The 23826-nt window shown below is 52.1% G+C and carries 20 protein-coding genes; 1 reads left to right on the top strand and 19 read right to left on the bottom strand.

Annotation, left to right across the window (positions count from 1 at the left end):
• Nucleotides 1-8: 8 nt before the first annotated feature.
• From H8B09_RS09250 to H8B09_RS09235, 4 genes are all read right to left on the bottom strand, one after another.
• The gene (locus H8B09_RS09250) at nucleotides 9-512 is read right to left on the bottom strand and encodes a hypothetical protein (protein WP_191203218.1); all 504 of its coding nucleotides are present in this window, start codon (nucleotides 510-512) and stop codon (nucleotides 9-11) included.
• A 35-nt stretch (nucleotides 513-547) separates the two neighbouring features.
• Nucleotides 548-1543 (bottom strand): aldo/keto reductase, encoded by a 996-nt coding sequence (locus H8B09_RS09245; RefSeq protein ID WP_191203217.1) that lies wholly within the window; start codon nucleotides 1541-1543, stop codon nucleotides 548-550.
• An 82-nt stretch (nucleotides 1544-1625) separates the two neighbouring features.
• Nucleotides 1626-1814, bottom strand: coding sequence for a DUF896 domain-containing protein (locus H8B09_RS09240; RefSeq protein ID WP_191203216.1), 189 nt, complete (start codon nucleotides 1812-1814; stop codon nucleotides 1626-1628).
• Between the two features lie 179 nt (nucleotides 1815-1993).
• A complete protein-coding gene (locus tag H8B09_RS09235; protein WP_224753423.1) occupies nucleotides 1994-2380 on the bottom strand; it encodes a LysM peptidoglycan-binding domain-containing protein in 387 nt (128 codons plus the stop codon).
• 190 nt (nucleotides 2381-2570) lie between these two features.
• Between H8B09_RS09235 and lexA the strand changes: the two genes are divergently transcribed.
• Nucleotides 2571-3197, top strand: a complete 627-nt coding sequence (gene lexA / locus H8B09_RS09230; protein WP_191203214.1) for a transcriptional repressor LexA — start codon at nucleotides 2571-2573, stop codon at nucleotides 3195-3197.
• 541 nt (nucleotides 3198-3738) lie between these two features.
• Here lexA and glnA read toward each other — a convergent pair.
• The 15 genes from glnA to H8B09_RS30995 form a co-directional block, all read right to left on the bottom strand.
• Nucleotides 3739-5067: a type I glutamate--ammonia ligase gene (gene glnA, locus H8B09_RS09225; protein WP_191203213.1), complete on the bottom strand. Its 1329-nt coding sequence runs from the start codon at nucleotides 5065-5067 to the stop codon at nucleotides 3739-3741.
• Between the two features lie 119 nt (nucleotides 5068-5186).
• On the bottom strand, nucleotides 5187-5600 hold the full coding sequence (locus H8B09_RS09220) for a MerR family transcriptional regulator (RefSeq protein WP_191203212.1): 414 nt from the start codon (nucleotides 5598-5600) through the stop codon (nucleotides 5187-5189).
• A gap of 61 nt (nucleotides 5601-5661) precedes the next feature.
• Complete coding sequence (locus H8B09_RS09215; protein WP_191203211.1) at nucleotides 5662-6945, bottom strand: methionine gamma-lyase family protein; 1284 nt, start codon at nucleotides 6943-6945, stop codon at nucleotides 5662-5664.
• A gap of 44 nt (nucleotides 6946-6989) precedes the next feature.
• Nucleotides 6990-8285: a GTPase HflX gene (gene hflX / locus H8B09_RS09210; protein ID WP_191203210.1), complete on the bottom strand. Its 1296-nt coding sequence runs from the start codon at nucleotides 8283-8285 to the stop codon at nucleotides 6990-6992.
• 56 nt (nucleotides 8286-8341) lie between these two features.
• Nucleotides 8342-9349, bottom strand: coding sequence for an AAA family ATPase (locus H8B09_RS09205; protein ID WP_191203209.1), 1008 nt, complete (start codon nucleotides 9347-9349; stop codon nucleotides 8342-8344).
• 456 nt (nucleotides 9350-9805) lie between these two features.
• A complete protein-coding gene (locus tag H8B09_RS09200) occupies nucleotides 9806-10507 on the bottom strand; it encodes a YdcF family protein (protein WP_318152565.1) in 702 nt (233 codons plus the stop codon).
• Nucleotides 10504-11061, bottom strand: coding sequence for a ribonuclease FAU-1 family protein (locus H8B09_RS09195; protein ID WP_110044894.1), 558 nt, complete (start codon nucleotides 11059-11061; stop codon nucleotides 10504-10506). Before H8B09_RS09195 ends, H8B09_RS09200 begins: the two co-directional genes overlap by 4 nt.
• A gap of 373 nt (nucleotides 11062-11434) precedes the next feature.
• Nucleotides 11435-12109 carry a peptidylprolyl isomerase gene (locus tag H8B09_RS09190; RefSeq protein WP_191203208.1) on the bottom strand — a complete coding sequence of 225 codons (675 nt, stop codon included), beginning with the start codon at nucleotides 12107-12109 and terminating at the stop codon, nucleotides 11435-11437.
• A gap of 89 nt (nucleotides 12110-12198) precedes the next feature.
• Nucleotides 12199-14844 carry a transglycosylase domain-containing protein gene (locus H8B09_RS09185; protein WP_191203207.1) on the bottom strand — a complete coding sequence of 882 codons (2646 nt, stop codon included), beginning with the start codon at nucleotides 14842-14844 and terminating at the stop codon, nucleotides 12199-12201.
• Between the two features lie 165 nt (nucleotides 14845-15009).
• Complete coding sequence (hfq, locus tag H8B09_RS09180; protein ID WP_110044891.1) at nucleotides 15010-15249, bottom strand: RNA chaperone Hfq; 240 nt, start codon at nucleotides 15247-15249, stop codon at nucleotides 15010-15012.
• A complete protein-coding gene (gene miaA / locus H8B09_RS09175; protein ID WP_191203206.1) occupies nucleotides 15242-16282 on the bottom strand; it encodes a tRNA (adenosine(37)-N6)-dimethylallyltransferase MiaA in 1041 nt (346 codons plus the stop codon). Before miaA ends, hfq begins: the two co-directional genes overlap by 8 nt.
• Complete coding sequence (locus H8B09_RS09170; RefSeq protein ID WP_191203205.1) at nucleotides 16266-17060, bottom strand: class I SAM-dependent methyltransferase; 795 nt, start codon at nucleotides 17058-17060, stop codon at nucleotides 16266-16268. Before H8B09_RS09170 ends, miaA begins: the two co-directional genes overlap by 17 nt.
• Complete coding sequence (gene mutL / locus H8B09_RS09165; protein ID WP_191203204.1) at nucleotides 17057-19291, bottom strand: DNA mismatch repair endonuclease MutL; 2235 nt, start codon at nucleotides 19289-19291, stop codon at nucleotides 17057-17059. The genes H8B09_RS09170 and mutL overlap by 4 nt, the downstream gene beginning before the upstream one ends.
• 40 nt (nucleotides 19292-19331) lie before the next feature.
• Nucleotides 19332-22097, bottom strand: coding sequence for a DNA mismatch repair protein MutS (gene mutS, locus H8B09_RS09160; protein WP_191203203.1), 2766 nt, complete (start codon nucleotides 22095-22097; stop codon nucleotides 19332-19334).
• 127 nt (nucleotides 22098-22224) lie between these two features.
• Complete coding sequence (locus H8B09_RS30995; protein ID WP_191203202.1) at nucleotides 22225-23712, bottom strand: putative amidoligase domain-containing protein; 1488 nt, start codon at nucleotides 23710-23712, stop codon at nucleotides 22225-22227.
• Nucleotides 23713-23826: the final 114 nt, after the last annotated feature.

Genomic DNA, 23826 nt, shown 5'->3' with positions numbered 1-23826 from the left:
TCCTCTGATTATTTCTCGCTAAACTGAACGCCGTGCTGCTTCGCAAATTGCTTCAGACGCTCCGCAATTTCCGTCGTTGGGTAACGGTTCATAATACGTGAGAACACCCAGTTACTGCCGCGAACACGCTCGATAACAACGTATCCTTCTTGCGCTGTGATCGACTTGATGTCTTCCGGCTTCAACCGACGGTCACCGCTGAATTTGCGCGTTTGAACGTAATCGGTACCGACTTTTATGTAAGGACGGCGTAATACGAACAGCAATGCTAAGAACAAATAACAGCCGATTGTAACCCAATACATCGTTGACTGCGTACTATCCGGTCTTACGAACAATGAATACATCGCCGTGATGAGTACAAGCAGAATCGGTCCAATATAGCTGCGTCCTTTGAACGTATCTGCACGCTCGCCAGATGGAACAATCGGTGTCTGGATTCCCTGCTTCTTACGCTGTTTGTTCAGTTGATTCATATTGTTGCGAACCTTGCGTTCCCATGAACGTGACACGGATTGCACACTCCTTCAGTGATGCAGCGGCCTCTTTAGTCGTTGAGCCCTCTGCTGAACTTCTTGATGAAACGTTTCGGATATTCGGATGGGAGCTCACTTGCTTCATCGAGGTTTGCCCAGACGCTTTCTGGCATCTCCCAGCCGATCGCGCCCATATTGTCCTCGAATTGCTCCAATGTACGAGCGCCGAATATCGGCGATGTAATCCCCTTGCATTGAATGAGCCAACGAAGGGCAACTTGCGATGTCGAACGTCCGAGCTCCTTCGCTGCCTTCTGAACCGCATCTCGGATAGCAAAATTACGCTCGCTGCCACGAACAGCCCAAGAGCTTTCTCCACCATTCGGATTTGCAAGACGACCCTCTGTTGGATATGTCGTACCATAGCGATCAGACAAGAAACCACCGCCAATAGGAGCCCATGGAATGACAGCGATGTTCTCTTCCAGACACAGCTCCATCAGCTCGCGGTCCATCTCGCGACTAACTAGGCTGTACTGCTGCTGAATGGATACAAAACGTGCATAATGACGCGCATCGCTCACCGCGAGCGCCTTCATCAGATGCCAAGCGTAGAAATTCGAACAACCTATGTAACGAACCTTGCCAGAAGTAATCAGATCATCCAGTGCACGTAGTGTTTCCTCGATTGGCGTTGCCTTGTCCCATGTATGAACTTGATACAAGTCAATATAGTCCGTTCCAAGACGAGTTAGACTCGCATCGATAGAATCCATTATATGCTTCCGCGACAGGCCTCCACCATTCGGATGGGCAGCAGTCGGAAACCGTACCTTCGTTGCAACGATAAGCTCCGAACGGCGCGACCGGATCGCTTTGCCGACAATTTCCTCGGAACGTCCGCCAACATAAACGTTGGCTGTATCTAGAAAATTGCCTCCAAGCTCAACGAAACGGTCAACCATGCGAAGTGAATCTTGTTCATCTGTTGTATTGCCGAATGTCATCGTGCCCAAGCACAGCTCCGACACCGCCAACCCACTATTGCCAAGCAATCGATACTGCATGTCCATCCCTCCATCTTATATCCAATATAATCTAATCATACTTGATATAAGTCGGGAACGTCACGTTTCTATCGATGAAAAATTAATGACCCTTCGGCTGTTCCTCTTCGCCTTCCCATTTGATCGAATCAAGCTGGTTGCGGAAGTTGCCTTTGAAGACGTCCAAATACTGTTTCCGAAGCCGCACACGCTCTTCGGTTTCCGCCTCTGTCAGACCGACCGTTTTATGTTTACGCGACAGCTCGTTAATCCGCGCGATAAGCTCTTCCATTTGCTGCATCTCCTTTCTGCTATACACTTGTTCGCATTATCCTACTACTTTGACACTTTCGACAATCCATTGTCAAGGTGAAAGCGCCTATTATTGAATGGTTTTAACGGATTGTATGAAAAAAGATGGCTTCATCAGGGGATCTCCCGATGAAGCCATCTTATCTTACTTCTACTATATTAGACGGGTATGATGAGCATCTGACCCGACTTAAGAACATCGGAGTCAAGATTGTTACGCGTCTTAATCTCGAACACGCGCTCCCGGATATCACCATCACTTGTTGCAGACGCAATGCTCCAGAGCGTGTCACCAGGTGCCACATAGACAACGGACTCGCCTGCAGTTGGCTCCGCAGGTTGATCGCTCATAGCTTCTGTCATTACCATTAATGCCCCACAGAATAAGATAACCGCGAAAGCTAAAGCAAAGCCCCACTTCAATACAACCATCAGCGCCTGCTTCTGCGCTTTGTTCAAACGAGCGCCTTGTGTCGATCTGCCGCGCGTCGTCGTCCGTACGTTCATTCTATTATAAGAAGCTGTCATGCTTGTCGTATTCATCATTGTTATTCGCACCCCAAACGTTTGTTCTATTTGTTGTCCATAATATACCACGAACAGTTGTTCGGGTCAACACATTTTACGAACAATTGTTCTGTTTAATTTACGAACGAATGTGCCCTCGAACTTATGTTTGTACGAACTCGGGTTCTGTGCTATAATTTGCTATAATCTTATTTTTGGAGTGATGATGGTGTCGAAGCTTTCCAACCGCCAGCTGGCAATTCTTGAATTTATCAAGAACGAAGTTCGGGATAAAGGATATCCGCCTTCCGTTCGTGAGATCGGTGAAGCGGTCGGACTGGCCTCCAGCTCCACCGTTCACGGCCATTTGGATCGACTTGAGAAGAAGGGCTTTATCCGACGCGACCCGACGAAACCTCGCGCTATTGAGATTTTGGATGGCGACGGACCTTCCGCATCCGATAATTTCTCCACTTCGTTCGCGAAAGTTCCTATCGTCGGTAAGGTTACTGCCGGTGTTCCTATTACAGCAACTGAGAACATCGAAGACTATTTCCCGCTCCCAACCCACATGGTTGGCGATCATGATGTCTTCATTCTGAACGTTATCGGCGACAGTATGATTGAAGCAGGCATTCATAACGGCGACTATGTCATTGTCCGCCAGCAGCCAACTGCAACGAACGGCGATATCGTCGTTGCAATGACTGAAGAAGACGAAGCAACGGTTAAGACGTTCTACAAGGAGCGCGACCATATTCGTCTCCAACCTCAGAATCCAACAATGGAGCCGCTTCGTTTGAAGCATGTTACCATTCTCGGCAAAGTCATCGGCCTATTCCGCGACATTCATTAAGACACGGACAAGCTGACATCTTTATACGACAGCATGTCAGCCTTGCTTCACTGAACTTGTCATACTATGATATACAGAACCTCGGACGATTCGACATTGTCCGGGGTTTTTGTTTTACTTTTTGATGACAATAATGATCCACTCCCTCCCAAACCCTCCCTCTCCTAAGAGGGAGGGCTCCAAAGGCCTCCGCCCTCTGGACTCCTGGACTCGCGTTCTTGGTGCTTGGGTGAAAGGATCGCTTTCGTCCCTGTTCGGGACACGCTTAACGTTTGAGGTGTCTAGATACGGTAGATGAATGAGATAGGTGGAGGAGCTCGATCCTAATTTCGTGCTTGGAGCCGCTTGTCGTCCCTGCGGGACACGCTCTTGGTTGATGCTCGACCATGTAAGGCGCTTCGCCCCTTTAGAGCCATAATTTGATTAACTGGGACTGCGCCGAACCAATTAATTAAGACACACAAAAAAGCACGATAACTCACCGTTAGGTTCGTTATCGTGCTTCATTTGTTTAAAAATTGCTATGCTCGGCGTTCGCTGATTAGTAAAGAGTCAGGTACTGGTCGCGTTCCCATTGGTGGATTTGCGTGCGGTACATGTCCCACTCGATTTCCTTCAGCTCGTAGAAGTGAGCAAGTGCATGTTCGCCAAGTGCTTCACAGATGACATCGCTGCGGAGCAGCTCTTGAAGCGCTTCTGCGAGATCAACTGGCAAACTTGGGATGCCCTCTTCAATGCGCTCTTCTTCGCTCATGATGTAGATATTGCGGTCAACTGGTGCTGGCAGCGGCATTTTGTGCTTGATGCCGTCCAGACCTGCTTTCAACATGACAGCAAGTGCAAGGTAAGGGTTCGCCGCAGGGTCCGGGTTACGTGCTTCGATCCGTGTGCTGAGGCCGCGGGATGCTGGAATACGTACCATCGGGCTCCGATTGCTTGCGGACCAAGCTACATAACATGGTGCTTCATAGCCAGGTACGAGACGCTTATACGAGTTAACGGTAGGGTTCGTAATTGCTGCATAAGCACGTGCATGATGCAGAATACCAGCCATGTAATAACGTGCCGTCGAGCTGAGACCAAGCTTGTCGCTCTCATCGTAGAAGGCATTCTTATCGCCTTGGAACAACGATATGTGACAGTGCATACCGGAACCGTTCACACCGAACAACGGTTTAGGCATGAAGGATGCATGAAGGCCATGTTGGCGTGCAATCGTCTTAACGACGAGCTTGAACGTTTGAATCTGGTCCGCTGCTTTGATCGCTTCTGCATATTTGAAGTCGATCTCATGCTGACCTGGTGCAACCTCGTGGTGAGATGCTTCTATCTCGAAGCCCATCTCTTCAAGCGTAAGTACGATCTCGCGGCGGCAGTTCTCGCCCAGATCCATCGGCGCAAGGTCGAAATATCCGCCTTGGTCGTTAAGTTCAGTCGTTGGATTGCCCTTCTCATCCGTCTTGAACAGGAAGAATTCCGGTTCTGGACCAACGTTCATCGACGTGTAGCCCATCTCTTCCGCTTCCTTCAGCGAGCGTTTCAGAATGCCGCGCGGATCACCAGCAAACGGCGTACCATCAGGCATATAGATATCGCAGATCAGACGTGCAACGCGGTCTTCCGTAACCCACGGGAAGACGACCCATGTGTCGAGGTCCGGATACAAGTACATATCGGATTCTTCAATCCGTACATATCCTTCGATAGAAGAGCCGTCGAACATCATTTTATTATCAAGAGCCTTCATCAGCTGGCTTACTGGGATTTCAACGTTCTTGATCGTACCGAGCAAATCGGTAAATTGCAGCCGGATGAATCTGACGTTCTCTTCCTTCGCAATACGCAGGATGTCCTCTTTCGTGTAACCCACAAGATCATCTCCTTCATCGTACAGATATGGATATCGTAAAGTCCGTGGTGCATAGCGCTTATAAAGGGTGTTTAAAATACAGCCGAGCTCATCAAGGTGCCGTTAAGAATGACAGCGCTTTAATGCTTGTTATAAAAACGAGAAAGCTGGCCTTGAATAAGCGATGCTTTGTTGCCTGGACGTTTCTCCAGCAGTTGCTGCTTAAGCAGTCGATGCAGCTGTGCATCAGACAGCTCGCGACGCTTCACTTCGGATTGCTCGCTCATAACCGTAGCTTCTTCGGATTCCGTGTTGAGCGGGTTCATCACTTGCTTAATGCCTGCGATGTTAACACCCTTCTCAATGAGCGATTTGATTTCCAACAGACGTTCTACGTCGTTGAAAGAGAACAACCGTTGATTGCCCGACGTACGCGCCGGCACAATCAATTCATGCTGCTCGTAATAGCGAATTTGACGAGCGGTCAAGTCGGTGAGTTTCATGACGATTCCGATCGGGAAAAGCGCCATATTTCTCCGTATTTCGTCACCCATGTTCGCATCAACCTTCCACTTCCGAGTTATGCCTTTATTGTAACGTTCCTAACATAAGGCGTCAAGTTGTGGCAGGTTTGACGTGTAAGATTCCGCGTTCAGCCATACGGCTTAACGCCGTAAGCACACCAAATTTCACATGAGCATAAGTAAGTCCACCTTGCATATAGGCGATGTAAGGCTCCCGAATCGGCGCATCAGCTGACAACTCAAGGCTGCCGCCTTGAATGAACGTACCCGCTGCCATAATAACTGGATGTTCATAGCCCGGCATATCCCATGGTTCAGGAACAACATGGGCATCTACCGCAGATGCCCGCTGAATGCCTTGAACGAAAGCGATGAGATGATCGGCGCTGCCGAAACGAATCGCTTGAATAAGGTCTGTGCGCTGCTCATGCCAAGCAGGCTTCGTCTCGAAGCCAAGCATTTCGAACAGCGCTGCCGCAAATACCGATCCACGGAGCGCTTGTCCAACCGTATGCGGAGCAAAATAAAGCCCTTGGTACATCCCGCGAAGCGTTCCGAGCATAGCGCCAACCTCGCCGCCGATGCCTGGTGCCGTCAAGCGGAATGCCGCGGCCTCTACGTATTCGGCTTTACCTGCAATATAACCGCCGGTCGAGGCAATGCCGCCGCCGGGATTTTTGATCAAAGAGCCTGCCATGAGATCGACGCCTACTTCGGTTGGCTCCGTCAATTCTGTAAATTCGCCATAGCAGTTATCTACGAATACGATGACATCCGGCTTAATCGCCTTCACCCGGCTCACCATCTCGCCTATCTGTTCAACGGTGAACGAGGAGCGCCAATCATAACCGCGAGAACGCTGTATGCCGATAACCTTTGTTCGCTCGTTAATTCGGCTGGCAACTGCATCCCAATCCACGAGACCATCAGGCAGCAGCTCGACCTCGCCGTATCCGATTCCCCAATCCTGCAGCGAACCTGTCCCATCATTCGGCTTGCCGATAACCTTGTGAAGCGTATCGTACGGTCTGCCTGTAATATAGAGCAGCTCATCGCCCGGGCGGAGTATGCCGAACAACGCAGTGCCAATCGTATGCGTACCCGATACAAAATGCGGTCTGACGAGCGCCGCCTCAGCCCCCATCACATCGGCGTAGACGAGATCAAGAATTTCGCGGCCTCGATCGTTGTAGCCATAACCCGTTGACCCGTTAAAATGAAAATCGCTTACCTGATGGCGCTGGAACGCTCGAATGACTTTCCATTGGTTGCGTTCCGCAGTCCGATCCAGCTGCGAAAAAGAAGCGGAAACGCGCCGTTCGGCCGCCTCCGCCCAACTTTCCAAGTGTGTCCATACCGTTTCTTCTTGATGCATAACGAATATTCTCTCCCTTAACTCCAAGCAATCAAATCGTTAAATTACGTAGTTGGTGCAATGAAAGGCTCCAAGATGCGCGTATGCTTCTCATAGTCCTGCTTATTCAGCTCGACGGTCAGCACCATCTGATCGCCGTCCACATCCTGTTCCTTCACTTCTCCCGTGCGATAGACAAGCGCGATCAGATCGCCCCGCTCCGCCGGAATAACGAAAGTTCGCGTGTCGCCAGCAAGCCGATCTTGTATCGTCTGGCGCAGCTTCTCGAGATCCGCATCGTCATATGCGCTCACGACAATCGAATCACAGCCGTCTGGCAGCAGCATCCGATCTTCTGGCGGACATAGATCCTTCTTATTGTACACAACAAGCGTCGGTTTGCCAGCAGCGCCAAGCGTTCCGAGCACTTCTTCTACGACCGCCATCTGTTCGCTTCGCGTCTCGGAAGAACTATCTACGACGTGCAGCACAAGATCTGCTTCACATACTTCTTCCAATGTCGCTCGGAAGGCAGCGACCAGATCATGCGGCAAGTTCTGTATGAAACCAACGGTGTCCGTCAGAATAATTTCTTTGCCGCTAGGCAGTTCCAGCGTCCGCGAAGTCGGATCAAGCGTCGCGAACAGCTGGTTCTCAACGTAAACATCTGCATCTGTCATTTGACGCAGCAGCGTTGATTTGCCGGCGTTCGTATAACCTACGAGCGCAACCTGCACTGCTCCTGATTTCTTGCGGCGTTCACGATGCAGCTGTCGATGACGTACAACTTCCTCGAGGGAATGCTTAAGATCCGAGATTCGATCCCGGATATGACGACGATCGGTCTCCAGCTTCGATTCACCAGGTCCACGTGTGCCAATGCCGCCGCCAAGTCGCGACAGATTTTTGCCGTGACCGGAGAGTCGTGGCAGCAGGTAGCTATGCTGCGCCAGCTCCACCTGAAGAATGCCCTCACGTGTCTTCGCACGTTGTGCGAAGATATCGAGAATAAGCTGCGTGCGGTCAATAATCTTCAGATCAAGCGATTCTTCAAGGTTACGCACTTGCGCACCAGATAGCTCCTGATCGAAAATCGCAGTAGTCGCGCCAAGCTCGTCAGAAATCGCACGCAGCTCTTCGACTTTGCCTTTGCCGATGAACCATTTGTTATCTACCGATTCGCGGTTCTGCGTCATCGTCGTCAACACTTCAACGCCTGCTGTCTCTGCGAGGTTAACAAGCTCCGCGAGCGATTGCTCGGGATTCATCCCGCTTCTTCGTTTATCTTCCGACGTCACGAGGCTCACGAGCACTGCGCGATCCACTAATCCATTATCTACTTCATGACTTGTATGTTTCATGTAACGTTGTTGGTCTCCTTCCATTGCTGCGTGTGGACCCTATTCATGTATCCTGTCTATCCGAGCAATCCGTCCCGTCTTCCGCTGCTGCTCTGGCTTTCGCATCGCAAATCTTCCGGGCGTATCGCCATCAACTCCTGCTTGCCTGGAACACTGTTCGAGTATTGCGACAGTAGGCGCACCGCCTGGTGACGGATCGATTTCTCGATCATATTGCGCACATACCTTGCATTGCTGAACGAGAACAACGACAGCTGCTTCTCTTGGATAAGATGCTGACGCATTTTGAACACCGTCTGGGGCTGCAGAACGTAATCACGATCCTTCGCCATCATCTCGGCAATCTGAATCAGCTGATCTATCGAATAATCTGGGAAGTCAATCTGAATAGGGAAGCGCGATGGCAGACCGGGATTCGTCTGTAGAAAATAATCAATCTCCGCCGGGTACCCCGCAAGGATGAGCACAAACTGCGTCCGCATATCCTCCATCGCCTTCACCAGTGTATCGATCGCTTCTTTCCCGAAGTCTTTCTCGCCGCCTCGAGCCAGACTATAAGCTTCATCGACGAATAAGACACCGCCGCTAGCTTTACGCACGAGATCACGCGTCTTCTGCGCCGTATGTCCGATATACTCGCCAACAAGATCCGCACGTTCGACTTCAATGAGATGACCTTTGGTTAGAACGCCCATTTTCTGCAGCAGCTTTGCAACGATCCGAGCAATCGTCGTCTTGCCAGTTCCCGGGTTTCCTTTGAAAATCATATGGTACACATGCGCGCCGCTATTCAATCCTGCTTCGCTTCGCATATGCGCGATTTGAAGCATGGCATAAATCTCATAAATAAGCGACTTCACATTATCTAAACCGACCATGACATCCAGCTCACGCTGAATATCTGCATAATGATCGCCAGGAGGCAGCGGTTTTACGACCGGCAAAGGTTCATTATCCGCTAACGGCGCAGGGGCTGTTCCTGCTTCTTGGCTTCGTAGTACGACATTAATTTGGCGGGATGGCCGAGTGCCGCTCTTCGCCCCTGAAGCTATGCCATTGTTCATTCGCTCGATCACCTGTCCCTTCGATCCCGTCGCTGCTGGCAGCCTAACATGGATGACGCGGACATGCGCCGCGCTGCTGCCGCTATATCAAGCATATTCCGGCAGTGGGCCAAAAAGTATGATAAAACATTCTACCCACCCAAACCCTCCCTGCAAGGGAGGGCCCCCAAGGGCCAAGCCGATGCTTCCGATGTGGTTTCCTCAAGGAAACCTTTACCCTTAGGAATCCCACAGGACTGGTCTAGGGACGTCGAATTGAAGTGGACTGTTGGTGATTGTCTAGAAAGACTCGAACGCTTGCATACAATTCGATGCACCTAAGCAACTTTGTGCTTTTCCTCGCTTTCGTCCATTCGGACACGCTCAACTACAGACGCTCCTGCGAATGGACCCCTGAGGGATCTGAAAACCGATATTGGCTCCGACTACCAACGATACCAAAGAGTGTAGGGATCGTTATTTATTAAAATAAGGTATTGTCAAATCGCCCGTTGACCAGCCGAAATGCATGAGAACGGCGTCCGCTTTCCACTTCGTGTAAGCGAGCGCTTCACGCGATTGGTTATATACAGGCTTCAGCACCTTCGAATGGAATGGCACCATCGTTGCATGAGTAATACCGACGTAATCAGCAATCTCCTTCGATCGAGATGCATGATAATCGTGGGTAACGATGAGGATGGAATGAAACTTCTCCCGTTCAATGATCGCTTTGCTGAACACCATGTTCTCGTAAGTACTCGTTGCTTGCTTCTCGAGCAACAGCTTTTCTTTCGGAACACCTAGCGAAACCAAGTAATTCTGCATGCCCTCTGCTTCAGTCAACGTCGATCCGTTATGATCGTTGCCGCCCGTCAGAATAAGCTTGTCCGCTTTCCCCTCTTTATACAACAAATAAGCGCGATCAAGTCGTTCCTTTAATCCGGGACTTGGCTTGTCGTTCCATAGCGCAGCGCCTAATACGATGGCAGCATCGCTCTTCGGAATCGACTTCGGCGGGCTCGAGCTGTTAATAAGCCACAGCAAATATGCGCACCAGAGAACACCCAATACCCCTATAGAAACGACAATCCGCAGCAAAATAAGCAGCGGCTTGCGTTTGCGTCTTCGACGCGAACCGCTGCTTAGCTTGTGCGGCCTGTGGATTGCCTTATTCACGATTCACTCAACTCTCCCGAGCGCTCTGACAAGCTCTTCCGATGCTTGAGACTGAGCGTAAAATAACGGAATCGTCCATTGCGAATAGCAGACAGCAGTCTTCCCGCCGTCTTACGTGCCATCGCTGCATCCTTGGACGTCACCTCGCCTTGGCGAAGCGCATCTTCCAGCTCATCTTCATCGAGCAGGAACACTTCACCGGAAGGCAGCACAACGATGTCTAGGTATAGATCGTCAAACCAAGGCACTTGCTGCTCCGTCATTCCCTGCGTCTTGCAAACATCAATATACCACTGTACTACTCTGCCCTTGTCATCAAACATCGTCGTTACAACAAAATGTTCGCCGCGCGGGAAGTGCTGCATCCATAAGTAGCCGCGATCCGCAAGGCATAGTCGTCTGCCATTGTATTCCTTCCACAACGGTTCGCGTAATTCGTGAATCCGATAAAATGTGACGAGTCCTCTGAACTCGTCGCCGTCCATGGCAAGACACATATAGCTCTTACGCAAAATACGCCGCCAATTTGCTCGGTCCGAAAATTTTCGTTTCATGCGGAACGTACCTTTCCGTTAAGATGCGAGGTGAAACGACTATTCCGTCATTATGCCGGTATCGTTCGTTTCATTCCGGAGAAATCCAAGAACGTATAAGATGAAAACTTATACGTTCTTGGATTGTGAGAAAAAGCTGCCGTCTAAGCAGCCAGTCTTTCCAAACAAGCATACTTCCAACATTTTTCCTTTAAAAAAAGCTTACCACATCTTAGGTTGCTTCACCAGCTTACGGACAAAATAAACCATGCTTCGTTGTCCACCTATACAAGCACCATCGGATTCGATGCGGGTACACAAAAGCAGAAGGACCGCCATCGTCGTCTACAATGACGTCTCTGGCAGCCCCCATGCTAGCTATTCAATTGTTGACTTATTTCTCTTCAATGTCAATCGAGTTGATCGTAATCTTGTCCACCGGCTTCGAAATCTCGCCTGACGCCGACATCTCGACCGGCGATTTCGCAATCGCCATAACCGTATCCATACCTTCGATAACTTTACCGAATATCGCGTAGTCCGGCGTTTGGTTCAGGTTCGCAGCATCGTCACCTGTACAGATAAAGAATTGACTGCCGCCGGAATCCGGAGCCCTCGTTCTAGCCATCGCGACTGTGCCAACCTCATACTTCAGATCCGAACCCAGCTCGTCCGGAATATGATAGCCTGGACCGCCTGAACCGTCCCCGTTCGGATCCCCTGTCTGAATCATGAACGTCTCGATAATGCGATGGAACGTAATGCCTTCATAGAATTTCTGTTTCGCCAAGAACACGAAGTTGTTAACCGTTGTCGGCGCTTCATCGGCGAACAGCTCGACTTTAAAATCCCCTTTGCTCGTATGGAACGTCGCTGTATACGACTTCTTCGGGTCTATCGACATTTCGGGCATTTCGGACCATTGCTTGGCTGTCGCTCCGCTTGCGGTTGCTGTCTGCTGGAGCGCACTTTCGTTCTTGCTCTTACTGCCGCATCCTACTGCTGCTATCGCAAGCAGCAGGATGGACAGCATTACAAAGCTGTAACGCGCGAACTTCCTCTTCATCATCCGACTGTTCCTCGCTTCTCCTCTAATTCAGCCAAACCTATCGTCTGATCCATTCGAGCCGACATCGAAAGGGCCGGCGCATCGCGAACTTACGGTGCCGGAACTACGACATCGGGTACGATTGGATCATTCGATCCGTTCGACCCATTACTCGTGGCAGGTTCCGATGGTCTGCCGCCTCCCGCATTGCCTGCTCCTGCGTTAGGTGTGGATCCCGTGCCGGCCCCCGTGCTGCCTGAGCCTTCTGCAGGCGGGGTACCGTTCTGATTCGTATTGTTGTTAGAACCATTACCGTTACCTGTGCCTGTATTGCCTGTGCCGCCTGTACCGCTGCCATTCCCGTTGTTTGTTCCAGTTCCGGAACCATTGCCATTGCTGCCAGTCCCGTTATTGCCACTGCCATTATTTCCTTGATTATCAGTGCCTTCTCCCGGCTGCTGAGGTTCTACCGGCGGCTCAGTCGGTTCGGTTGGCTCCAGCTCTTCTGGCGGAATATCAAGCGCAACTGCAGCCGATGGCGTGCCTTCAAGATCTGCCTCAGCGTTATACGCCGCAACATAATATTGATAAGACAAGCCCGGAGCAGCACTCATATCTTCTACATTGCCGTTATCCGCAAGCTCGAATACACGGGTAAATTCGGCTTCGCCCGACTCTTTGCGATATACGCGGTAGGTCAAGCCTGCACCTTCGACTGCATTCCAGCTCAACTTGACCGATTTCGAAACGGTGTCATATTGCGCTTTCAACCCCGTTACCTGCGCAGGCGCCGTATCGGTTGTTTTCTCTGGCTCTTGTGGCGTAGTCTTCGTAAAGCTGGAACGCGGTACATTCTTCATTGCGGCAGTCATGACCTTACCGAACATGGCTGCTGCCTGACCGCTGCTATTATGCAGCAAATGTTTCTCATCCGTCTTATCGTAACCCATCCACACGGCTGCTGTCCATTCAGGCGTATACCCGACAAACCAAACATCGCGGTTCGCGCTTGATTGAAGACCTTTAATACCGTGCTGCGTTGTACCTGTTTTGCCCGCTACAGGACGATCGAGACGCGCTTTGACACCTGTACCGCCTTGTTCAGTCACGCCCGACATAATTTCAGTAAGACCTTCCGCTGTCGACTGCTTGATAAGCTGCTTTGCCTTTGGTGCATGGTACGTATACACCGGATCTTCATTGCTGTTGTCGATACGCAATACAGTATGCGGATCGACACTTTTGCCTTCGTTGGCAAACACGCTGTACGCAGTCGCCATCTGAAGCGGTGATACGCCATTCGTCAACCCGCCCAGCGCAATCGCAAGGTTGCGGTCATCGCTTGTCAGATTGAAGCCCAATCGTTTCGCGAAATCAACGCCTTTGCTTACGCCGATCTGATTAAGCAGCCATACCGCAGGCAAGTTACGCGACTCTTTAATCGCCTGTTTCATGCTGACTGCGCCGATATATTTGACTCTGTTAGAGTCCGAAGGACAGTAATTGCCGAAGCATTGTTTATCGTCCCGAAGTGTGGAGCTCGGTGTGAAATCGCCCGTTTCTAGCGCTGGACCATAGGAAGAAATCGGCTTGAACGATGAACCTGGCTGTCTAGCCTTCGTTACACGGTTCCACGTCTTCTTCTGATAGTCGCGGCCGCCTGCGATCGCTTGGATCTCGCCGCTCCTGTGATCCATAATGATCATGGAGCCTTGAACCTTCACGTCGTCTTCGCTTTTCTCGAAGTTCTCGTCGTTCGCGAACTCCTTCTCTACGACCTGCTGTGCCGTCGGATTCAGCGTCGTATAAATCTTGTAACCGCCGACGCGAAGTTCTTCTTCGCTAATGCCGCTGGCTTCAACCGCTTCATCGATTACATAATCGACAAAAGCAGGATACAGCTGCGGGTTAGCCTTCTCGTTCAGCATTTTAGAAGGATCATAAACCTCTGCTGCAGCTTCGTTCTTCTGCTCTTCGGTAATGTAACCTTGATCGTACATGAGCTTCAACACAACCTGGCGGCGCGTCTGCGACGCTTCCGGGTCGTTGATTGGATTATAACGGTTGGGTGCTTTCGGCATGCCGGCAAGTGTAGCCATTTGCCACAGCTTCAGATCCTTCGGCTCGACGCCGAAGTAATATTCCGAAGCCTGCTTAATGCCGGATACGCCTTTACCGAAGTAAATACGATTCAGATACATCTCAATAATTTCGTCCTTCGTCATGTTGTTCTCAAGCGCCATGGCGATGGATGCCTCAGTTGCTTTGCGGAAGAACGTCTTGTCTGCTGTAAGGAAAATATTCTTCGCCAACTGCTGTGTAATGGTACTGCCGCCTTCCACTTTGCTTCTAGCGACAATATCTTTCACAACTGCGCGTCCAAGCGAGAAATAATCAATGCCCGAGTGCTGATAGAACCGCTGATCCTCTGTCGCAATGAAAGCATTGCGAAGCAGTTCTGGGATTTCACTTAGATCCACGTTCTCGCGTGCATCATTCGGTTTATACAACGATGCGATCTCGTTCTTGTCCTTATCGTATACAATAGAGGCTTCTGGAATGATGAGCTTATCTTGATTCGCTGCCAGTATCCGTTCCCCGTTCAGTATGATGAATAAGTAGCCGATAATGCCGCATACGACAGCTAGCGCAGCAGTGAAGAACAAAATAATAATGACTTTCTTTGCTGACAGCCGTTTCTTCTTTCCTTTCCTGCTTGTTGCCTTCTTCTGTCTTGTTCGTGGTTGGTCCGTCATACGGAAGAACTCCCTCCTATACAATGAAACAATTATCTCTATATCTATCTTTACCCGCAAATGAAAAGAACAACCCACTCTAATGAGCGGGTTGTCGGATGATCATTCCGCTATTTAGTTAAACGCGTCGGGTCGGCTGAAAGTTGCTACCGGCAGTTCCGCCGATTAGTGATCGTTCGAATGGTCCTGCATCAGAGAAACGTTACGCTGCGGGGTAAACGTCGATATCGCATGCTTATATACCATTTGTTGACGGCCTTCGCTATCAATTATGATCGTGAAGTTATCGAATGCTTTAATAACGCCGCGAATTTGGAAGCCGTTGGTCAAGTAAACTGTAACCGGGATGCTGTCCTTGCGCAGCTGGTTTAGAAACGTATCTTGAATGTTGATGGTTTTATTCATTGGCCGTTACCCCCGTCGAAAAAGATTGATTAGAAATATATTCAAGACTGAGCGAGAACTTTCCTGCTATTATACCATGAACTGCCTGCATTTTGTTGTATAAATTTAGTTCGGCATCGACCCAGTCAATATCCTTCATGTGCCGGAACCAAGACAACTGCCGCTTAGCGAACCGCCTCGTATCTCGTTTGAGCGTCTCAACCGCCTCTTCTAATGTGCAGCGTCCTGCAAAATACGGCATAAACTCTTTGTAGCCAAGCCCTTGCATGGAGACGGCATCCGAAGGAATGCCCCTCGCGATAATACGACTTGCCTCTTCTTCAAGCCCTTGCTCCATCATCAGATCGATTCTCTGATTAATCCGATTATACAGTTTCTGCCGATCCATCTCTAGTCCGATGATGCTCAGCTCATACGGCGATGTCTTCGTCTGCCGGCCAAGCTGCTCCGACATCCGCTCGCCTGTCAGCCGGTATATCTCGAGTGCGCGAATGATGCGCCGCCGATCATTCGGATGCAGACGTTCTGCTGATGCCGGATCCACTTCCGCCAGCTTCGCATGGAGCGCTTCGGCACCTTGTTCATCAGCATACTGCTCCATCGCCTGGCGAAACGCCGGATCGGAGCCGTTCTCAGCGAACTCATAGGCATAACAGACCGATTCAATGTAGAGGCCAGTCCCGCCAACGATGAACGGGATTTTGCCGCGCGCGGTAATGTCGGCGATAAGCCTGCGGCATTCTTCTTGAAAGTCAGCAGAAGAATAGGACTCTTCAGGCTCCCGAATATCAATCAAGTGATGAACGATGCCCTGCCTCTCCTCTGGCATGATCTTTGCGGTACCGATATCCATGCCGCGATACACCTGCATCGAATCACCCGAAATGATCTCGCAATTGTACGCCCTTGCGATGTCCAAGCTGAGCTGTGTCTTGCCGACCGCTGTTGGTCCGATCAGAACGAGCAGCTTCGGTTTGGCTTGCTCATCGTGATGTGAATGGTTGCTTGCACGGGCTTCATGTTGCTCGGTCAACTGGGATCACTCCGTACGTAATTTTCGATGTTTTCTTCGTCTTGCATCTGGTAAAGCCGAGCCGCTCGAACTCGTTGCTGCCCTTCTGTTCCTTCAGCATTACGCATTTGCGTGCGACACGCACGGCTTCTTGCACAGCCGATTCAGACAGTTTGCCGTGGTTAGCGAGACTGCGGAGCGGCCCTATTGCGCTGGATTCCTCAATCGCCTCTTCAAACATTGGATCGAAATAGACGATATCGACGCTGTTGTCAGGCAAGCTGGACAAGTAGTCCGTATGATTCGACCGCACTAGCTTAATGCGGCGCATCGCTTCATCTGCTTCAGCTAGACCTGAATCATAGCTGCGCAGTCCTTCGCGTACGACAACATGCAGCACCGGCTCGCTCTCCAGCGCAGTCACGGAACCTTCGGCGCCAACTGCAATGGAGAACACGAGCGAATCAGCTGCAAGTCCTGCCGTGCAGTCTATGACGCTGTCGCCCGGCTCGCAGCCAGACAGATCGATAAGCGGATCGCGATCTCCGCGCAGCAGTCTTTTCACACGAACGAACGCCATGCTTGGATGATAATAAAGCGGCTGTTCTGAGGTTGAGCCTTTATAATAGCGTACCTCGTTATCAAGCACAACGAGCAGTTGATCATCTGCACCTGCTGTCATTAGTTGGCTCAGCGTCTGCCCGCGGCGCAGCTGCAAACGTCCCGACAGCTCCTCGGCGAGCGCTCTAGCCTTCGCCATCGTCTGTTCAGAAGGCTTCACAGCTGTTGTTACGATCATGACATCACCCGTTTGAACATTTTTTCCAATTGATAGGTCGAAATATGCACAACGATCGGACGCCCATGCGGACAAGTATAAGGCTGTCGGCATGCGCCAAGACGTGCAAGCAGCACTTCACTCGCCTCACGAGTCAGCCGCTGGTTCGCTTTGATCGATGCTTTACAAGAACACATAATAGCCGATTTCTCGCGGAGCTTCTGAATATCGACGTTGCGTTTCTCTTGCAGAACCCATTCAATCATTTCTTCTATAATAGACTGCTCATCGCCAACCGGCAGCCATTCCGGATGCGAACGAACGAGAAAGGTCTTCGCTCCGAACGACTCCAGCTCTAATCCTACCTCGCGCAGCAGCTCAAGCTTGTCCTGCAGTTGGACTGCATCGCCAGCCGTCATCTCCAGCGTAATCGGGATGAGCAGCGGCTGTGAGGCTTGCTGCGGACGACCGAATTTCTCAACGTAATATTCATAGTTGATTCGTTCATGGGCAGCGTGCTGATCAATCATGTACAGACCATCCTCGCTCTGCGCGATCAAATAGGTGCCGTGCAGCTGGCCAATCCACGACAACTCTGGAAAAGGAGGCGTGTCCGGGTCCCGCTGAAACGGCGCTTCTGATACAGTCTCCGTGCTAGGTTGTACGTATTCATCGGTTGTCAACGTGCTATCTTGCATCGGCGCAGCACTGGAGGCTGCTGCCGCTTGCTGCGCGCTGAACGTTAGATCAGCTGCAGCTTCCCGGTCATGTGCTGTAGTTGCCGAGTCGTCTACGATTGGATCGTTAGGCGCTGGCGCGTAGAAATCGGCATCATCTACGGAAGATGATTCACGAATCGATCCACTCGTCTTCGTGCCAGGCGCATACAACCGCTCTGTTGCATCTTGCGGCACGTGCTCGCGCCGTTCAGGGAAGATCGGCGAATTGCTTCTCCATCCCTCGGAAGGACGATTCGACGATGACCCGCCTGACCGTTGTCCCCCCTGCGATGAGTTCGCTTGACTTGAAGCATTCAGAGGACTGTCTCCGAATGCGCTCGGTCGAACGGACGATGCATTCAATGACGGTGAAGAATTTGGTCTTTCTGCAAAAAGTCCGCCCCCTGTATTGTTCGACTGGCTCGCTGAAGACGCACTAGTTGAACTTGGGAATCCGGGCTCGGGTCGATGAAACGCAATTCGCTCCTGTACATAAACAGGCTTCGAGCGTTCATCTTTATCCGCTGCAGGCTCTGGAATATAGCGGTCACGACCGAGTACCTTGCGCACCGCTTCTTCTATTAAAGCTCGAAGCTCCGGCTCTTTGCTGAACCTTACTTCCATCTTCGAAGGATGGACGTTGACATCAAGCAGTGAAGGATGCATACCGATCTCAAGTGCAACGAGCGGATACCGGTTTATCGGCAGCAAAGTATGATACCCTTGCAGCAGCGCTTGATTCACGAGGAAGCTGCGAATATAACGGCCATTGACAACAATGGTAATCGCATTCCGATTGGCACGCGTTAGCTCAGGCTTCGAGATATAGCCATTCAGTGTATAATCCGGCGTTTCCGCCGAGATTGGATACATCGCCTTCGCAGCGCTTGTCCCATAGACAGCAGCGATAACTTGAAGCCGATCGCCAGTGCCTGGCGTCCGCAACAGCTCATTGCCGTTATGACGAAGCGTGAACGCAATGCCGGGATGTGCCAAGGCGATACGGTTCATATAATCGCTGATATGGCCCAGCTCCGTCTGAATCGACTTCATATACTTTAAACGCGCTGGCGTGTTGTAAAACAGGTCCCGCACGGACATTTCTGTCCCTTGTTGAGCGTTGACCGGTCCCTGCTGCTTAATAGTGCCGCCTTCAATGGCGAGTCGATAGCCCAGTCCATCTGCAGTAGGCGAGGAGATGCACTCGACGCGGGACACGGCCGCAATACTCGGAAGCGCTTCGCCGCGGAAGCCGAGACTCGCGATTCGGAATAGGTCCGCGCTGGACAACAGCTTGCTCGTTGCATGCCGCTGAAAGGCAAGCTCTACTTCTTCCGGTTGAATGCCCGAGCCGTTGTCGATGACGCGGATAAGATTTAGTCCGCCCTCTTCTATCGTCAAGTCGATCGTAGTCGCCCCTGCATCCACTGCGTTCTCAACGAGCTCCTTCACAACCGAGGCTGGCCGTTCGACCACTTCACCGGCAGCGATCTGGTTCGCTAACTGTTCATCCAGTACACGTATGGTAGTCATTCCCGCACTCCTCTCTCCTGTTGATTGACTATGTTATCGATTAGTCCGTCAGTTTCATCTTCATCTCATTCAGCCATTGCAGCGCCTGCATCGGCGTAAGATTGAGTACATCCAGTTTCTTAAGCTTGTCGGCTACAAGCTCCGCCTTCGGAGACAGCTTCTTCTTGGATTGCTCCTGTACGTTAAGTCCGGCATGTTCTGCAGCCGCAGCAGCAGCTGCCGACTCTTCACCGAATATGGACAGCTGTATAACTTCACTTGATTGCGGCTTGCTCGCCTCTTCAACCTCGTATACATGAGAGGCTGCGACTGCATTCTGCGATAGCTGCACATCTGTATAGCCCGGTTGTTGATCCTCTGCAACGCGATCCACAATTGACGTCGTGAGGGGCAATGGCCTCTTAACAACTGGCGCGTCCTCTTCGTCCAGCAACGCGTAGGCACGGCCAATGATTGTCTCTGGAAGACCTGCCAACTGCGCGCAGTAAATACCGTAGCTCGAGCTAGCTGCACCTGGGACAAGCTTACGCAGGAAGGTGACGTCGTCTCCATCCTCACGCACAGCCATGCATGCGTTCGAAAGCAGCGGAAGTGAATCCTCGAGGTGTGCCAACTCATGGAAGTGCGTAGAGACAAGTGCCTTACAGCCGATCTTGTCATGCACATATTCGATAACCGCTTGCGCGATTGCCATGCCTTCATTCGTCGAAGTGCCTCGGCCCAACTCATCGATAATCACGAGACTTCGCTCTGTCGCCTTATCGGTCATGATCTGAATGTCCTTCATTTCAACCATGAAGGTACTCTGACCGCCCGCCAGATCGTCCGCTGCCCCGATTCGTGTGAAAATCCGATCGACGAGCGGCAGCACAGCCAGCTTCGCCGGTACGAAGCAGCCAATCTGCGCCATGACGCAAAGCAAAGCAACTTGACGCATGTACGTACTCTTACCAGCCATGTTCGGGCCGGTGATGAGCAGCATCGATTGGCTGTCCTTCGCGAGCTTCGTTCCGTTCGTAATGAACGGAATGCCATCCATCAGCGCCTCAACGACGGGATGCCGGCCGTCCTCAACGATGAGATCATAGCCATCCGTGACGGTTGGACGTACGAACCGGCGCTCGGCACTTACGGTAGCAAGCGATTGGAACGCGTCGAGCGCAGCAATGCGCTCGGCAAGCTTTTGCAGACGATGAAGGTGTCCTGACAGATGCTCGCGCAGCTCGGCAAACCGTTCGTATTCGAGGTCGACCATCTTCTCTTCGGCTTCCAGGATAAGGCGCTCCTTCTCCTTCAGCTCTGGCGTTACGAAACGTTCGGCATTGGCCAGCGTCTGCTTCCGCTCATAACGACCCTCCGGCAAGCCCGCGAGATTCGCTTTGGAGATTTCCAAGTAGTAGCCAAACACTTTGTTGTAGCCGATCTTTAATGATTTGATGCCTGTCGCTTCGCGCTCGGACCGTTCCAGCTCAGCAAGCCATCGTTTGCCGTCCGTGCTCGCTTCGCGCAGTCGATCTAAATATTCGTCGTAGCCCGCCCGTATGAGTCCGCCTTCGCGAACCGAAACTGGCGGATCATCAACAACAACCGTTTCGATCGTATTGGCCAAGTCCGCGCAGTCGTCGATATCCGCAAACAGCGATTGAAGGGTTGAATCACCTGAATTCGCGCATAGGCCAGCAAGCGCAGGTACGCGTCGAAGGGAAGATTTGAGCGCATTCAGATCGCGGCCATTCGCGCTTCCGAAGGCAACGCGGCCAACTAGCCGTTCCAGGTCGTAGATTTCCGATAACTCGCGTCGCATGTCGTCGCGAATGATGAGATCACGATGAAGAGCTGCAACAGCAGATAAACGCTCTTCAATCGCAGCGACGTTAAGCAGCGGCTTGTCCACCCAGCGGCGAAGCAGACGAGCGCCCATAGACGTCATCGTCCGGTCAAGCAGCCAGAGCAGCGAGCCCTTCTTGTTCCGATCGCGCACCGTCTCGGTCAACTCCAGATTGCGGCGCGTGAATGGATCCAGAATCATGTACTGATTCGGCTCGTACGGACGAATGGTCCGAACGTGGCCGAATGATCGCTTCTGCGTGTCAGCAAGATAGCCGGTCAACGTAGCGATTGTACGCAGCCGCTCTTCAGATAGTCCTTGCAGCGATTGCTCGCCGAACTGCTCTTCGACGCCAGCCTGCGGCATCGGCTCTCTCGGCGTAAGCACAACAGGGCGTGCCCATGTTGCTTGATAAGGTTTGAGTCGCTCCAGTAACGCTTCATCGCCAACAATCTCGGCGGGATGATAAACGTTGATTTCATCGAGCAGCGCTTCAAGTCCTCCTGCCGCGGCGAACGAAGTAACATACAGCTCGCCCGTTGAGAGATCGCAGGCAGCGAAGCCGATCCGGCCATCGACGGAGGCTGCGCCGACGATGAAATTGTTCGCTTTGTCGGCGAGCGATTTGGACTCCATCACCGTACCAGGCGTGACGACGCGAACGATCTCGCGGCGCACGACGCCTTTGGCTGCGGATGGGTCCTCGACTTGCTCGCAGATGGCGACCTTGTAGCCTTTTTCGATCAGACGGGCTATGTAATTCTCTGCAGAATGGTAAGGAACGCCGCACATCGGCACGCGCTGCGGACCGCCGGCTTCTCGGCCGGTCAGCGTTATTTCGAGCTCGCGGGATGCGAGAATCGCGTCTTCGAAGAACATTTCATAGAAATCGCCAAGTCGGAACAGCAGGAAAGCATCTTTCGCCTGCTCCTTAATGGCGAGATATTGCATCATCATGGGGGTATAAGTAGGTGTCATGAATGCCCCTCCGTACGAGTAGTTGGATGTGAACACTATCCTTCATTATAGCACGAAACCTAATACGAAACGGAAGAGCTTCGCTTGGTGGGGAAGGTTATTTGAGTATAAGGTACACCTACCTCTCTCATGTCGCGTAAGGCCCTACGCGCCATTTGCGACGGAAGTCGGCAGCGGCATCCCATACAGTGCCTTGGCGCACCGCTGCAAACAGCGGCTCGATCCAGCGAGCGTACGCCGAAAAGGACGGCGCCACTGCCAGCTCGGCGGCGATGCCGTCAAGCTGCTGAACCAGTACCCGGCGGTCGCCTCGATAGAAGGCTTCCTCCACCCGCTCGGGCAGTAGCGGAGGCACGCGCAGCGACCATGAGTCGTGCGCGCACAGGAGCGTGAGGGCAAAAGCTGCCTTCGCAGCGGCTGGCGAGACGAGCCAGCTTGGCAGCGTGCGATATTCGAAGCCGCCGTGCGACTGCTGCCGATAGTCGCCCAGCATGCCATATCGCGGCCGCCGTCCGCTGTCGGACTCGATCATCGCAATAGGCAGCGCCACATACCGATCCAACTGCCGAAGCAGACGGCTCGTAAGCGGAACGCCGCTTAGATGGATATGCCCGCCGAGCGCTATTCCTCCAATCGGCATTGCTCCCGCAGCCCATCGAAGCGAATCGTCATCTACCTTCGCGTCGGCACGAATGAGCTGGCGTCGTACATTCGCAGCAAGCTCATCTGGCGTAACAGCAGGATCCGGGCGAAGCTCGCCGATCGGATACGTAAGCCGCTGGCCGATTAGCAGCGCATCGGCCCCAGCGCCGCCGCCAACGCCAAAGAACCGATCCGCGGACGCGATCCGGCCATTAGGTTTAACCAATACGAATTCTGGATCTGCGCCAATCAGAATGTGCTTATAGGGCTGTCCTGGCGCTGCAGCCAACGTGGTTGCATACATCGACTGAAACCGTCCTACCGCATTTGCCCAGATGGAACCATCAGCTTCGCAGAACGGAGGTACTTGCCTCACATCTAACGCAGCTGTTCTCCCATCGCCATCAATTGCAACAATCGCAATCCCAAGATCAAGTCCAAGCGAATACAGCGCTCGAACAGCTGCTCGAGCAACTCGACGAAGCGCCGGATCCGCTCCCATCTGTTTAACCAATTCAACATCGCTTAGCAACCGATCAGTAGACGTCAGGGCCGTATCTACTACAGCCTTCATTCCGTTCCCCTGTGACCAGCAGCGTTCCACCGCTATGACCTCGAGATGGAATACCGAGACAGCATAAACACGCCAACCATCGCGCAGCGCTTCTTGGATCAGCCGGTCTGGATCCAGCGCCTTCCGCTCGCCAGTTGGCGCATGCCGAAGCAGCCCTGCTCGCGACCAGCGGCGGACAACCTCCGCCTGATCCGTCAAAGCTTGAGAAGCGCCAGGGGCGAGCAGCATCCATGCAGCTGCGGACAACCCAGCGCTATCAGGCTTCACGCTGTTATTCATACGAGGCGCTCCGCTCACCACAATCAGTGCATCATAGGCATTCATTCGCAGGGGATCCGAGGGACCCCGTCGGTCGTCCCATACCCGCACGCACGACTGCTGCAGCTCCTCTGCCGACACGATCCTCGCCCCCTCTATCCCAACTTCTGCCCAAAAAAACAAAAAGAGGGCTGGCGCCCTCGTATTCGCCGCATCCGGCGCATATCCTAATGTAAACTGTCCCCTGAAGACAGC

Origin of the sequence: Paenibacillus terricola, assembly GCF_014779765.1 — a bacterium.
In the GTDB taxonomy this organism is placed as follows: Bacteria; Bacillota; Bacilli; order Paenibacillales; family Paenibacillaceae; genus Paenibacillus_T; species Paenibacillus_T terricola.
This window is presented reverse-complemented; position numbering and strand designations above follow the sequence as displayed.

Bases quoted from the DNA above. Each gene is read 5' to 3' on its own strand.
- hfq (WP_110044891.1), bottom strand. From the start codon at position 15,249: ATGAATAAAACCATCAACATTCAAGATACGTTTCTAAACCAGCTGCGC.
- H8B09_RS09235 (WP_224753423.1), bottom strand. From the start codon at position 2,380: ATGATGAATACGACAAGCATGACAGCTTCTTATAATAGAATGAACGTA.
- H8B09_RS09220 (WP_191203212.1), bottom strand. From the start codon at position 5,600: ATGGGTGACGAAATACGGAGAAATATGGCGCTTTTCCCGATCGGAATC.
- H8B09_RS09190 (WP_191203208.1), bottom strand. From the start codon at position 12,109: ATGATGAAGAGGAAGTTCGCGCGTTACAGCTTTGTAATGCTGTCCATC.
- H8B09_RS09245 (WP_191203217.1), bottom strand. From the start codon at position 1,543: ATGCAGTATCGATTGCTTGGCAATAGTGGGTTGGCGGTGTCGGAGCTG.
- H8B09_RS09185 (WP_191203207.1), bottom strand. From the start codon at position 14,844: ATGACGGACCAACCACGAACAAGACAGAAGAAGGCAACAAGCAGGAAA.
- mutL (WP_191203204.1), bottom strand. From the start codon at position 19,291: ATGACTACCATACGTGTACTGGATGAACAGTTAGCGAACCAGATCGCT.
- H8B09_RS09240 (WP_191203216.1), bottom strand. From the start codon at position 1,814: ATGGAAGAGCTTATCGCGCGGATTAACGAGCTGTCGCGTAAACATAAA.
- H8B09_RS09215 (WP_191203211.1), bottom strand. From the start codon at position 6,945: ATGCATCAAGAAGAAACGGTATGGACACACTTGGAAAGTTGGGCGGAG.
- mutS (WP_191203203.1), bottom strand. From the start codon at position 22,097: ATGACACCTACTTATACCCCCATGATGATGCAATATCTCGCCATTAAG.
- H8B09_RS09195 (WP_110044894.1), bottom strand. From the start codon at position 11,061: ATGAAACGAAAATTTTCGGACCGAGCAAATTGGCGGCGTATTTTGCGT.
- hflX (WP_191203210.1), bottom strand. From the start codon at position 8,285: ATGAAACATACAAGTCATGAAGTAGATAATGGATTAGTGGATCGCGCA.
- H8B09_RS09170 (WP_191203205.1), bottom strand. From the start codon at position 17,060: ATGATCGTAACAACAGCTGTGAAGCCTTCTGAACAGACGATGGCGAAG.
- H8B09_RS09205 (WP_191203209.1), bottom strand. From the start codon at position 9,349: ATGAACAATGGCATAGCTTCAGGGGCGAAGAGCGGCACTCGGCCATCC.